The 13,387-nt window shown below is 50.2% G+C and carries 9 protein-coding genes; 4 read left to right on the forward strand and 5 right to left on the reverse strand.

Annotated features, from left to right (window positions below; all coding sequences use genetic code 11):
* Positions 1–7 precede the first annotated feature (7 nt).
* A complete protein-coding gene (sixA, locus tag OXH18_RS21425; RefSeq protein WP_268609501.1) occupies positions 8–487 on the reverse strand; it encodes a phosphohistidine phosphatase SixA in 480 nt (159 codons plus the stop codon).
* Positions 488–719: 232 nt separating this feature from the next.
* Here sixA and OXH18_RS21430 point away from each other — a divergent pair, with 232 nt between their 5' ends.
* Positions 720–1,511 (forward strand): class I SAM-dependent methyltransferase, encoded by a 792-nt coding sequence (locus OXH18_RS21430; RefSeq protein ID WP_268609502.1) that lies wholly within the window; start codon positions 720–722, stop codon positions 1,509–1,511.
* A 30-nt stretch (positions 1,512–1,541) separates the two neighbouring features.
* The gene (locus OXH18_RS21435; protein WP_268609503.1) at positions 1,542–3,479 is read left to right on the forward strand and encodes a GTPase family protein; all 1,938 of its coding nucleotides are present in this window, start codon (positions 1,542–1,544) and stop codon (positions 3,477–3,479) included.
* A gap of 11 nt (positions 3,480–3,490) precedes the next feature.
* Here OXH18_RS21435 and OXH18_RS21440 read toward each other — a convergent pair whose 3' ends face one another.
* The 3 genes from OXH18_RS21440 to OXH18_RS21450 all read right to left on the reverse strand — a co-directional run bounded on the left by OXH18_RS21440 (position 3,491) and on the right by OXH18_RS21450 (position 9,263).
* On the reverse strand, positions 3,491–4,330 hold the full coding sequence (locus OXH18_RS21440; protein ID WP_268609504.1) for an N-acetylmuramidase domain-containing protein: 840 nt from the start codon (positions 4,328–4,330) through the stop codon (positions 3,491–3,493).
* Positions 4,331–4,516: 186 nt separating this feature from the next.
* A complete protein-coding gene (locus OXH18_RS21445) occupies positions 4,517–8,236 on the reverse strand; it encodes a two-partner secretion domain-containing protein (RefSeq protein WP_268609505.1) in 3,720 nt (1,239 codons plus the stop codon).
* A 301-nt stretch (positions 8,237–8,537) separates the two neighbouring features.
* On the reverse strand, positions 8,538–9,263 hold the full coding sequence (locus OXH18_RS21450; RefSeq protein WP_268609506.1) for a biliverdin-producing heme oxygenase: 726 nt from the start codon (positions 9,261–9,263) through the stop codon (positions 8,538–8,540).
* Positions 9,264–9,575: 312 nt separating this feature from the next.
* On the opposite strand from OXH18_RS21450, the gene OXH18_RS21455 reads away from it, so the two are divergent.
* Positions 9,576–10,448 (forward strand): lipid kinase, encoded by an 873-nt coding sequence (locus OXH18_RS21455; RefSeq protein WP_268609507.1) that lies wholly within the window; start codon positions 9,576–9,578, stop codon positions 10,446–10,448.
* Positions 10,449–10,646: 198 nt separating this feature from the next.
* Positions 10,647–12,710, forward strand: coding sequence for an AMIN domain-containing protein (locus OXH18_RS21460; RefSeq protein ID WP_268609508.1), 2,064 nt, complete (start codon positions 10,647–10,649; stop codon positions 12,708–12,710).
* A gap of 185 nt (positions 12,711–12,895) precedes the next feature.
* On the opposite strand, the gene OXH18_RS21465 is transcribed toward OXH18_RS21460, so the two are convergent.
* Positions 12,896–13,357 carry a hypothetical protein gene (locus OXH18_RS21465; RefSeq protein WP_268609509.1) on the reverse strand — a complete coding sequence of 154 codons (462 nt, stop codon included), beginning with the start codon at positions 13,355–13,357 and terminating at the stop codon, positions 12,896–12,898.
* Between the last annotated feature and the right edge of the window lie 30 nt (positions 13,358–13,387).

Raw genomic sequence — 13,387 nt, forward strand, 5'->3', positions numbered from 1 at the left:
GAAATCGCTAGTCAAGCAACAAACGCGGAGGGGTTAACCAAAATAATTGGCTATGCCCCACTGGAGCGTCATCGGGCAGCAACAAGCCAATCACGCCGGCCTTTTTAACAACTAAGTTCTGTCGCGCTTCACCCCAAACCAGTTGCTCTGTCCAGGTTCCTAAGTCAGGTTCATGTCCTACGATCGCCAGGGAATTCCTGCCTGGTTGCCGCCACGATTGCAACCAACCTAACCAATGTTCCAAAGCGCCGTCTGGTTTAAGATTGTCCGATGGCTCTAGCTGTTTGCTTAGCCCCACAGACAGCAGAATCTCGGCGGTTTGCCGGGCCCGCACCAGTGGACTGGTTTGAATTAAATCAACCTTGATCCCTAGCTCATGCAGTCGTTTGGCTACTCGTTTTGTGCGCCGAATGCCGTCATCAGTGAGAGGGCGATCGTCATCATTGGCATACTCGCCGCGTTCACCTGCCAATCCATGTCGAATCATATAGAGTTCCATTTTTACCTTTATGAGAGGGTGTTTTATCGTTACGCTAATGATTAGAGTCAGTCGGTTGATCAGCAGATAGATTGAGCCAAATAGTATGACCACAACCCCAAAGAAGCTGCTTAGCAATCGATGACATTCTATTCAAGCTTGATTTTGTTTTTGATTGCAATTTTTTTACGTTGTTTTTTAATTTGATGCAACCTAACCTCGTTAATTTATTGTTAACTGAATGTTTCAACATTGTTCTACCTGTAAAACACGCAAAGATATGCAACCAGTTCGATCGATTGTTGTTTTGGTTTGGCTCATGGGTAGCTTCATGCTAGGAGCTTGTAGCTCTGAAATCACTCGTCTAAGTGTTCCGGTTGCTGATGCTGCCATTTATCAAGAACATCGCTTTCATGATCCTGACGGTATTGGTAAATTTTACATGGGGCGGGAAATTGCGCGGGTAATGGGACACGAAGGAGCCGCTTGGTTAGAACGACCGAGCCGAGAACTGGAGGAGCGCCCGAGTGCGGCGATCGTGGCGATCGCGGTGCAGCCTACAGATGTAATAGCAGATATTGGGGCCGGAACTGGCTATTTCAGCTTTCGCCTTAGCTCCAAAGTACCAAAGGGTAGGGTTTTAGCCGTAGATATTCAACCCGAAATGCTAGACATTATCGAGTTCCTTAAGCAGGAAAATCAGGTGAATAATGTTGAGACTATTTTGGGGACTGAGACTGATCCAAAGTTGCCGCCGAATAGTGTAGATTTGGCAATCCTAGTCGATGCTTACCATGAATTTGCCTATCCCTATGAAATGATGACTGGTATCGTGCAGGGATTAAAACCAGGCGGTCGCGTTGTGCTGTTAGAATATCGCGGCGAAAATCCTTTCGTTCTAATTAAACGACTGCACAAAATGACCCAGCGCCAGGTAAAGCGAGAAATGCAAGCGGTAGGGCTAGAGTGGCAAGAGACAAAAGAGATTTTACCAGAACAACATTTAATGATTTTTAGGAAACCAGTAGTGTGACGATAGTTTCTATGAGCGGGGAAATGGAAGATGGTACGACTGAAGCTGTGGCAGTGGATAGTGTTAGCGCTGCCGATCGTTCTTATCGTTGGGTTTTTGATGGTGGCTGCTGGATGGAAAATCCGGGAATGGGGCATTAACTGGATTTGGGCCCTGTTTATCCTTATCTTTGTGCTGTGGCGCTGGCTCTTAGTGCGCTGGACTCAGCCTGTTCTGAGGCAGGTAGAGGCGGTAGTTGAAGAAGTGCGGGAAGAACTGGAAACCACCAGCGAAACCGCGATTGAGATGCCAACTGATGGTAGCGCCAGTCGCAAAGCAGAAGCCGTGCTGGAAGATATCTTAAAAGCCACCCAAACTGATCCACCCATTTGGGAGGATTGGGGAACCTTCTGGAAACGCTGTCAGGAGTTGATTGCGTCGATCGCTCAAATCTACTATCCGGAAGTAAAATACCCATTGCTCAATATCTATATTCCGCAAGCTTATAGCCTATTGCGCGGAACGGTGAATGACATGGATCAGTGGATGGAAAAGTTATCGCCTGCACTCAATCAATTAACCATTGGACAAGCTGTACAAGCCTATGAAGTGTACCAACAGTTGGAACCGTCGGCGCGTAAATTGTGGCAAGTGTGGAACTGGGCCCAATGGGTGTTAAATCCAGCTGCCGCTTTAGCTCGGCAAGCCAGCCAGCGATCGAGCGATCGAGCGACCCAACAGCTACTCATCAACGTCAACCAATTGCTGCGTGAGGCAGCGTTACGCAACCTCTGTCGGCAAGCTGTGACACTCTACAGTGGATTGACCCTACCGACTACTCCGTCTCCGACTCAACCGACGCTGCCGTCCGCTAAAACTCAAACCCTGCGAGATATTTTAGCTCAAGCACAGCCCGTTGAAGCCGTAGCGCAACAGCCCGTTGCCATTCTGCTGGCAGGACGCACCGGAGCCGGAAAAAGTAGCCTGATTAATACTCTATTTCAAGCGGATCAAGCCGAAGTAGACGTGTTACCCAGCACCGATCGCCTGCGTCACTATCAGTGGACAAATCCGCTGGGTGAAATCTTAACTTTGTGGGATACACCAGGCTATGAACAAATCGATCGATCGGAGTTTCGTGACCAGGTATTAGACGCGGCTAACGCGGCAGATCTGTTGCTGCTGGTGACGCCTGCCCTTGATCCAGCGTTGCAAATGGACGTGGATTTTCTGCACGATGTGAAGCAGGACATAGATGATCTCCCGACTATCGCCATCGTCACTCAGGTCGATCGCCTGCGCCCGATTCGTGAATGGGAACCGCCCTATGATTGGCAATGGGGCGATCGTCCCAAGGAGAAACATATTCGCGAAGCGGTGGAATATCGAGGCACGTTGCTGGGAGAGTTTTGCGATCGCATCCTGCCGATCGTTACGAGTGATGCCACAACCCAACGCGCTGCTTGGAATGCTGATGCCCTATCAGTAGCGATCGTAGATGCCATCGATCCGGCCAAACAACTGCGACTGGCTCGATTTTTGCGCAACTTGGATGCTCGCAGTGTTGCCGCCGCGAATATTATCGATCGCTACACGTTTCAAATGACCACTACACAAGGTCTCGCGGCGTTTCTAAAAAGTCCCGTGCTGCAATTTATTTCCACCCTCACCACTGGTTCTCCCAGTCTAGCCTACATTTTGGCTGAGCAGATTCCTGTCGAGCAGCTACCCGTGGTAATTGGCAAATTACAAATGGCTTATGATTTGTTTTCTCTATTCAATGAATCACCGGGAGTTGGAACTGAAATATCTTTACAACCTTCCCGTGAATTTGATTTACACTTGCTTTGGCCCCTATTACTAGATAATCCATCCACACCCGATCGCAATGCGTGGGCCTTTGGTCATGCTCTTGTCGAATACTGGTCACAGAACCTATCGGCAGAACAATTACGACAACGCTTTAAGCATTATTTGCAACTAAATTAATATAGAGACTATTACGTTTGATATTGCTTGAACATTTTAGCTAAACGCAAATCATACACACCTACTCCTGCTGGGCCATTGTAAACCCGAGCGAATGTTTTCCAATCCTGATGTTGTAATGCCTTGACTAAATCTTGGTGAATAATAAAATTCATCATAGCGTCAAGCTGTTTACCTTCGCTGTCATGCATCGCTTGCACAAAGGCTTCAATGTCCTTGTACCCTGCCAACTCATGGTTAACCCCCAAAATTTGCCCCAATCCCCAAGATGCTGCCTTTAAAGCTGCCGGACGATCGAACTGAATCGCTGCATTCAATCGCTCCCACTCATGTACCCCACCCAAATATCCTCCTGGTTCAGGGTTACTTAAATCAGGACGGGTTTGGCTAACGGGCAAGGGCGTTAGCGACCAGAACCAGTGGCGTTCAAACAAAATCTTGGGGCGGCCATCAGGCAAAAATCCCGATCCCTCCGTTTCCACTGCTACGATCGCTCGAATTGCTGCTACCTCTACAGCCAGTCGATCAGCAGCGCGGTGATAATCGGCATCGGTGAGCACTTTCACGTTCGATGGTTTCTGACCAGAATCCTTGGGGGAGGTAGCATGGAGCAAATGCTTGGCAAAGGCCTTGCCAAAGCGCTGATGCCGCATACTATCCAGCTTAAAGGCGTCACAAAATTTTGCCAGTGCCGCTTTCGTCAACGGCCCATACAACCCGTCAATATCTGTAGGCGGATAGAACCGCAGTGACGCTAACCGAGCTTGAATTTCTTCCAACAACTCTGTGTCAGTTTGAAGTGTACGAAAATCGATCGTGGTATCGTGATGAATTAAATCTGCAAGCTTCATACGCGGCCGTGTCTGCTATTGCCTGTTCGCTCCTTATTATGCGTTGGAAACGAAGCAATGGCGCATTCAAAGTGCGCATTTCAAATCTCAAGTTCTTCAAGATGGCTCACGATCGATCGCAGTTAATCGCAGTTCATTGTCCTATCCGACCGTTGGATTCAGCGGTCCCAATCAGAGACACAATGACTATCTAGGCGCATTCAATCGACATTCTCGACTTAACACCATACGTCCATCTTCCAGTCGGTAGACGCCTTGTGGTTCTACGATCGCATCCCCTGGTTGCCACGATTGATCGCTGGGTTCGTCAGGAATCGATCGAACAGGGGCAGTTGAGTGTGGCAATAACGGTCGATCGCCCGGACGAACTGGTAGCCCACCTGTTCCAATGATACTAAAGGTGTTGCCGCCAGTTTCGCTGCGCACTACACAACTATTTGCTAGTAGGGTATCAGTATCGATTGCAGTATCAGGTAATTCGGCAAGGCTATTTTGAATGATGCTGGTATCGGGTGTGGTGATGGTTCCCGATTCAATATCACCAGCAGCGTTGATATCGACGCGATCGTTGCCGTCGAACGGCTCCTCAGAATTCAGCGCGTTATTTTGACTAAAGAAAGCATCTAGTGTGATGTTGCCGCCCCGTGCATCTTGCGATCGGGCCAGGATATCGCTGTCGTCAAAGGCGATGATACCCGAACCCCGCAGCGTAATGTTGCCACCATTGCCGCGACTGTTGGTGGTAATATCACTGTCACCACGCAGGATAATCAGACCTGTATCACCTGCCGCGTTTACCTGAATATCTCCACCCGATGATTGATCAGCGATCGTTAAGATATCACTGTTGGTTAACTGCAATTGATCTGAAACATTCAATCGAATATTGCCAGCCATTCCCGTTCCTTGACTTTGGGCAGAAATTCGAGCTCCATTTTGTAGGGTTAGATTTGTGCCGTTGACGGTAATTCTGCCGCCAGTACCTGTGGAACCTCTGCGAGTGCTGGCAAATAACCCACTTCTCCCATTGTCTTCCAATAGCCTTCCCTCATATTGTTGAACAACTTCGGTGGAACGCCCAGCTAACCGAATCCTATCTGCATCTAATCTAATATTTCCTGCTCGCCCTTGACTTGCTGTGGTTGTGATAATTTGGCCCCCATTGAGTATTTCGATCTGGTCCGCTTCAATAGTGATATTGCCACCTGGCCATAGACTATTTGTTTCCCCGTTGATAATTGCGGCGTTTGCCACTCGTACCAGAGGAGCTGTGATTTCAACGATTCCACCTCGTCCTCTCGCGTTTCCTTGCGTAATCGTAAAAATAGCGCTGGAAAATCTATCTTGGCTAAAGCCGTCTACAATCACGCGATCGGTTGCTCGAATGATGACCCTGCCAGCATCTCCACTTCCGTTGGTATTGACATTGAGTCGGCCACCATTGAGTACTTCTAGAATCGGTGCATGAATTCTGATTCTGCCACCTTGTCCAATGCCGCTCTGCTCATCGTTAACCCTATCAACCCGGCTAAAGGCTCCACTGGGAAACCGTCCTACCCGTCCCATAAAACGCACCTGTTCTCTTGCCCAAATGTTAATCCTGCCCGCATCTCCCTGTCCACGTGTATTGGTTTGAAGTTGAGCGCCATCCAAAACTTCTAAAACTGAGGTGTGAATGCGCAGGTCGCCACCCTGCCCAATACCATCTGCTTCAACGCGACTTAATGCACCCCCAAACTCGCCGTTGGGAATTACGCCCTGAAACCGCACCCGATCGCTGGCTCGAATGATAATATCCCCGGCATTCCCTTGCCCATCGGTATTAGCAGTTAGACGCGCCCCATCCAGTACCTCCAGAATCGATGTTCTAATGCGAATCGTACCACCTTGCCCCACGCCGCGCCGATCGACCCGACTCAACGCGCCGCTAAATGCGCGATTAGGACTAAATCCTTGAAATCGCACCCTTTCCCTGGCTTGAATGGTGATATTCCCAGCATCGCCTTGTCCTTGCGTGCTGGCATTGAGACGCGCCCCTCCAAGCACTTCCAGAACAGGAGTTTCAACATAAATTGTGCCGCCTTGCCCAACCCCGTTTCCTTCAACAAGGCTCCGGGCGCCACTGAGAAACGGTCCGCTGCGCCCCTCAAAAAGTACGCGATCGGTTGCAATAATGATCAAGTCTCCTGCATTGCCATGTCCATCAGTACTAGTCTGCAATTGTGCCCCGTTGAATACCTCCAGAACTGACGTAGTAATCTCCACATTGCCGCCCTGTCTAACGAAGTTGTTCGGTTGTTCTTCCGCTCTATCAGGTTTTCCTTCTGGGGTTTCAATGGTGCTAAATGCGCCGCCTCTGGTTTCCCTGAAGTTAGCACTTGTGCCCTCAAACCGTACTCGATCGCTGGCGGTGATGTACACGTTGCCGGCATTGCCGCGTCCGATCGTGTTTGCGCTTAAACGAGCACCATTGAGTACCTCTAAAATAGGCGTTTCAACGCGAATGTTGCCGCCCTGTCCTCTGCCTCCAATAGCAACCCGACTAAAAACCCCACCTCGAAGAATTGCTTGTCTCTCTCTGCCTACAACCGTACCTTGCAGAGTGACTCGCTCGCTGGCAGTGATGAAGACATTGCCCGCATTGCCTTGTCCTTGCGTACTAGCATTGAGATCTGCCCCCTCCAGCACCTCCAGAATAGGTGCAGTCACGCTGATGTTGCCACCATTGCCATTGCCATTGCGGTTGACGCGGCTAGATACCCCTCCCGATTCTTGGCGGGAGACGGTTCCTTGCAAACGCACCCGATCGCTGGCAGTGATGAAGATATTGCCCGCATTACCCTGCCCGTCAGTACTGGTTCGCAACTGTGAGCCATCCAGCACCTCTAGAACAGGCGTTGTGATGTAGAGATTGCCGCCCTGCTCCGTGTTACCAACGGCATTCATTCCCAATTCGTTTGCTACTCGACTCAAGTTTTGTACTTGAATCGTGCTGGTAGCATCGAGGGTAATGTCTCCGGCTTGGCTGGTGGGTGTGCCCCGATTGCGCAGAACGCCTGCCAATAGTTCGCTTTCGCCAGTGACGCGAATGTTGCCCGCCCGCATGGTGATCGCCCCTCCGTCCGTCGATCGAACGTTGACAATCGCTTGATTCTGTAACGTGACATTGCCCCGTGCTAGCCCATCTGGAAGCGTGAGGCTGCCGTCTGGATTCAGCCCGACTCGGCCCACGCCCGCCACCGCACCAATCTCCACTCGTCCACCCGGCGCATGGAGTCCTGCCCCTTGTCCTGTTCCACCAAGGCTGACATTGCCACCCACCAACAGCAGAGATTCGCCATCAGGAACTCGCAGTCCCAACAGAGAATTCTCGGATTGATCGGAGGTGGTAGAATGACTGGCAATATCACCCGTCGAAAGCTGATTGAAGAACAATGCAGAGGGATTCACTGTAAGCAATGGCGAAGGAGTTTCGGGATTGCTGGCACTGAAGAACCCGCGATCGCCAAACTCGATCGCATCGGCCGTCGTGGCGGCAAACGAGCCGCCCACATCTAGGCGAGAATTTGGGCCGAATAAAATACCATTTGGATTGATCAAAAACAAATTTGCCGTACCGCGAACGCCTAACGTTCCCAGAATATTGGACGGATTACTACCCGTGACGCGACTGAGAATATTGTCGATACCATTTGGATTAAGGAAATAGACGCTCCCCCCTTCTGTAATGTTGAATTCTTGGAAACTGTGAAACAGATTAGCTGCACGTCGTGCGCCGCCATCGATATCAAAATTTGCACCACCCCGATCGATGACTTGCGATCGTTCATTTCCTAGAGTGTCATCTGGGACAGGCTGCGCCGTCGCCTCCAGCCCAATTCCACCTATCAGCAAACTGCTAACCAAAACCCAATCCCACCTAAACCCTGATATACCCATCGTTTCATCACCTAGATCGTCGATGATGGCTTTACCTTATCGCGATGACGGATGCAGTGATAGATGGAAAGGATACGAATTAGCAATTGTTCATTTTCTCGATTCAAACAATTCAGGTGTCAAATCTCAGGAACTCGATCGCGAGATGATACAGATACACCTCGTTACCCAGTTTCCAACATTTGACACCTGAAGGTCGATGCAAGTTGGCTCTACAAATCGATCAGAAGATCACACAACGAATCCCCAGCAAAATCATCCGACACCTCTACTCAGCGGTGGCTGCCAAGCCGGTATCTGTGCTGCCACGAACGCGACGACGAGTGAGACTGTTAAACAGCATTTGCCCGATCGCCTTGACCAAGTTGCCTTCTAGCTCTTGGAACATTTTCATGTTCAACCCAAACGCATCATTGGCTTCCTCAACAATCCGATCGGCGGTGGCGTCATCGATCGGCATTTCGTCTAAATTTTGCCGATATTTTGCCTTAAATTGCTTTTCATCAGGAATGCTATCGAACTCATAGAAGGCAGTTCCCTCACCCTCCGATAAATTCATCGCCCGTTGAGCAATGTTCTTGAGGATTTGCCCGCCCGAAAGATCGCCAATATAGCGCGTATAGGAGTGTGCCACTAACAGTTCTGGAGCCGTTTCAGACACCTCATGGATGCGCGCCACATATTCTTGACAAGCCGGGGAAGCAGAAATCTGCTCGCGCCAATTGCCGCCATAGTAATAATGCAAGTCTTGCTCTAAAGTTGCCTTGCGGTTGAGTTCTGGAAAGTAGATTTTTGAAATGACAGGATGCTGACGATGCCGCTCAATTTCCTCTTCCATCGCTGAGTAGACGAAATAGAAGTTGGCTGCCAGCTTTCGGTAAGAGGATTTTTCAACCACTCCTTTAAGGAAACATTTGATGAAACCCATATTCTCTGCGGCTGTATGAGCTTTTTTTGTGCCCTCTCGCAGCTTTGTTGCTAAATTGCTACTCATGCTAAAGTTCCTACTTAACGTCCCAATGCGTGTTTCTTTATCTCGAGCCAGTCTTTGGTTATCGTGAAATGTAACAATCCTGAGGAAAATCCCTCGCTTTGTTCAATTCGATCGACCATTCAAGGCTGATAAACGCTGATAAACGGCGTCACAATGCACCTAATAAAAATGCACCTAAATTGTTACAGTAGACTGATTTGATGAGCGTTTGTGTTAAAAATTCTTACAGAGCTTGGCGTTTATAACGTTGATATAGCGGGCTTTCTGGTTTGAACCTAGCTAGATTAATGGAACTAGAGGACGTAAAGGATTGTGAAGCAACGAGCGTTGTTCTTAATTAATCCCCATTCTCGTCGAGGGCAATCCACTCGGCACGCCGCCAAGCAAGCATTGGAACAGTTGGGGCTGGAACTTGTTGAAACAGACTTTGATACCCCAGAACAGTTTCCTGAAATCATCTGTCAGCATCGTCATCAGGTGGATTTGGTGATTGTGGGAGGGGGAGACGGGTCAGTCAACGGCGCGATCGAAGGCTTGTTGGAAACGCAACTTCCAATGGGTGTGATTCCCTTGGGCACCGCCAACAACCTAGCGCGGTGTTTAAAGCTGCCGATGACCATTTCAGAAGCCTGTCAGGTGATTGCAGCAGGTCAGTATAAAGCGATCGATCTGGGCTGGGTAAATGGCGAATATTTTCTGAATGTGGCAGGAATTGGCTTGAGTACCCAAATTAACCAAGCAGTAGCCGCCGAGTTTAAGCGGCGCTGGGGGGTGTTGGCCTATGCGGTAACGGCCTTTAAGCTGATGACCAAACAGCGTCGGTTTTCAGCAGAAATTCGCTGCAACGAGGAATCAATTTCGGTGCGAACCTATCAAATTACCGTTTGCAATGGTCGTCACTATGGCAGTGGATTAACGGTTGCAGCCGATGCAACCATTGACGATCGGCGTTTGGACTTGTGTAGCCTAGAAATTCAAAATTGGTGGCAAGCTCTGTTTCTGGTTCCAGCTTTAAGTCAGGGAAATTATGCGACCGGCCAAGGCATTCGGATTCTTCAAGGAGAAACGATCGAAATTATCACCCCTGTGCCCCATCCAATTGATACAGATGGCGAAATTACGACTCAAACCCCCGCTACCTTTCGCGTCATTCCTCAAGCTATTTCGGTATTTGTACAATCGTGAGGGATGAGATATTCTTATCTCCTTGCTCCTCAGATTGTCCGGTGAGTAACCTATCCTGTCTAGTTTCCCTACTCCCCGCTCGGGAGCAGGGTTTGGGGGACGAGGGCGGTTCAGGAGGCAAGATCATCAATTGCCAGGCTGATAACTAGGCTCTAATACAGGTTTTCTGAAATCACTCGCAAAACTGTCGCAAAACTGATGGGACGTGATATAACGATCGCTCAGTCCTCTCACGCTAGGGAAGAAGTGATGCAAAACTCATCCTTAATCCGCAGATTTTGGCTCAACGCCGGATTGAGTCTTTCGGTTGCCAGTATGCCTTGGACTGCGACGATCGGGCTATTGGGCAACACGACGATTGCCATCCTCACTTCTCCCGCTTCTGCACAGGCAGCCATGCTCAGCCGTTGGGAGTTTGATCCGTCTACCCAAGCTCTGTCCGTTACGGTTCCCGGAGGCACAACGCCCCGCTATTTTTTAGCGGCTGAACCTGCCCGAATAGTGCTGGATCTTCCCAACACCGACCTAGGCACAGTACCGCTAGAGCAAACCTATGGAGGGCCAGTTCGCACGATTCGGGTAGCTCAGTTTGCACCGGGTGTGACGCGCATTGTGCTGGAATTGGCTCCTGGAACTGTGCTGGCTCCAGGACATGTAGATTTGCAGCAAGTAGATACTGGAACAGGGCAGGGCGATCGCTGGGTACTGCGTCCGCTATTAGCAGGCGAGATGCCAGTGGCTCAATCTACCTCTACCGCTCCTGCAAGTCAGCCGATTGCGCCAGAAATAGCCACTGCTCCAAATCCAGATGAGGTAGAAACAAACGTAGATCCCTCCATAGCCACACCTGATCCGGATTCTATCTCCCACAACTTGCCGCCGTTAGAACCGGGCGCGCTGGAAATTCCGATCGATCCGCCTGCGGTGGTTACGGTTCCAGCCCCCGATGCAAGCGCACAACCTGAGTCGAATGAGCCAGAAACCGAAGCGGCAGTCACTCCGATCGATCCACCGATCAATTCACAAATCAATTCACAATCAGTTGAGCCAGCCGCAATCGCTGATGCTCCAATCCCATCGCCTGAAGTGCCAGTCTTCCCTGACACCGATGAGGACTCTGACACTGATGACTTTGAAACGAATGATCACTCTGAAGCGAACCATGAAATAGACGGACAAGTCACAGAACCGAATGGCTCTAGCAATCGATCTGATGGCGATCGTTCTAATCTAGTCCGCTTGCCTGGACCCGATCCGGCGGCGGTTTCTGCAACCAATGCGCCCACTGCCGACTTTCCCTATCCTGCTGCTCCTGCTACCGAAGTGTCCACCCCAGCTTCACCTAATTTAGCCGCCCTACCCGATGCCGTGCCAACCAATCAGCAACCCGCCACTACTCCCACAGTCAGCGTTCCGCCGCTTGATGCTTCACCTGTCACGGAGTCGGACAGCACAGAGTTGCCTGACACAGAGTCACCTAACACAGAGTCACCTAGCGATGATGTGCCCAATGAGCCGGCTCCAAGCCAGGCGATCGATGCTGCTCCGGCAACGGCTGACATCCCCGAAACGCAACCAACTCTAGCCACTCCCTCCACTTTTCCATCTCCTGCTACCGTGAATTCTGCTGTTCCACCTATTGCTCCATCAGCGGGTAGCACTATTGACTTTGGGCAGCCACTGCCAAAATCCGCCTACCCTTCGCCGGATAATACTGTGCCGCAAATCACCCAACCCCCGACTCCCCACTCGATCGGCCATGCCAGCAGCAATTCAGTCTTGTTGCCATCGGGAACAGTATTAACGGTGCGCTATCCCGGTGCAGAGCCTTTAGACCTAGCAGACGGGACGGTGCGGCAAGAAGTACTGGTATTGACCGAGGCAGTTCATGATCAGAACGGCAATGTCGTGTTTCCAGAAGGAAGTTATGTCATCGGGCGCTTTGAAAGAATAGAGAACCAGAGCCAATTTATTGCTCAGGCTATTTCCCTGCAAGGACACCCAGTTCTAGTCAATGCTGAATCGGATGGACTGTCTAGCGGTGATGCGGCTACAAATCATCTGTTGCGCAATTCAGCCATTGGGATAGCAACGGGTGTGGTACTGGGAATTACCGGCGTTGGGTTAATTCCAGCAATCGCCGCTGGAGCAGCAACAACGGCAGGCATTACTTTTCTACCGGGTTCTCAACCGTCTAGAGTGATTCAACCGGATCAAGTCTTAGAAATACGATTAACTCAAGACTTAATTTCTAGCAACTAGCCGAGGCCTGGACGAGAAACTTCCCAGGGAACTTCCTAACGGCGGTCAAGGTCGTTTGAGGTAGGGTCTTGACTGCGCTAATAATGTGCTCAATCGAGTTCTGACCTACCTGGATAGACTCGCCAGATGGGTTTGGCTGGATAGACTTGGCTGGATACATTGGACTAGCCAGCGAAGTTGTACCGCTAACTTTTGCCAAATTTACCTAACGCAACCGCCTGATCTTCCAAAATGGCTTTCACCGCTTCTGATGTGGCTAACGCCTTGACCCCAGCGGCAGTAATTTCAACAGGAATAGCGCCCAAGGCGTCTGGTCGTGTGGCTAATAGACATCCACCAAACCGTTGCAAAATGCGGCTGATGCTGTCTAACGATCGACCCGACGACTGTCGTATAGCTTGAATTCGGGCGCGACGTTCACGATGGGATTGGCGACCGTGAGGCATAGAACTGGAATGGGACGCCGGATTGGAACGAGTGACACTCTTGAGTGAAGCGGAATCTGTAGATTGAGACGTATCGAGTTGCGACGTATCTGATTGAAGCAGTACCATGACCCGCACCCGTTGCTGTGGCTCTAGGCGGTTCAATCGAGTGGCAAACTCAGGGCTGATTTTGGGTTGATTCAATCCATTTAGCTTATGCATGATCTCATCTCAATCTCATCCCAAGTGAAT

It is taken from the genome of Thermocoleostomius sinensis A174 (assembly GCF_026802175.1).
GTDB lineage: Bacteria > Cyanobacteriota > Cyanobacteriia > Elainellales > Elainellaceae > Thermocoleostomius > Thermocoleostomius sinensis.

What these genes read in the sequence shown, in the direction of transcription:
- sixA (WP_268609501.1), bottom strand. Translation starts at nt 487, where the DNA reads ATGATTCGACATGGATTGGCAGGTGAACGCGGCGAGTATGCCAATGAT.
- OXH18_RS21430 (WP_268609502.1), top strand. Translation starts at nt 720, where the DNA reads ATGTTTCAACATTGTTCTACCTGTAAAACACGCAAAGATATGCAACCA.
- OXH18_RS21465 (WP_268609509.1), bottom strand. Translation starts at nt 13,357, where the DNA reads ATGCATAAGCTAAATGGATTGAATCAACCCAAAATCAGCCCTGAGTTT.
- OXH18_RS21450 (WP_268609506.1), bottom strand. Translation starts at nt 9,263, where the DNA reads ATGAGTAGCAATTTAGCAACAAAGCTGCGAGAGGGCACAAAAAAAGCT.
- OXH18_RS21435 (WP_268609503.1), top strand. Translation starts at nt 1,542, where the DNA reads ATGGTACGACTGAAGCTGTGGCAGTGGATAGTGTTAGCGCTGCCGATC.
- OXH18_RS21460 (WP_268609508.1), top strand. Translation starts at nt 10,647, where the DNA reads ATGGGACGTGATATAACGATCGCTCAGTCCTCTCACGCTAGGGAAGAA.
- OXH18_RS21440 (WP_268609504.1), bottom strand. Translation starts at nt 4,330, where the DNA reads ATGAAGCTTGCAGATTTAATTCATCACGATACCACGATCGATTTTCGT.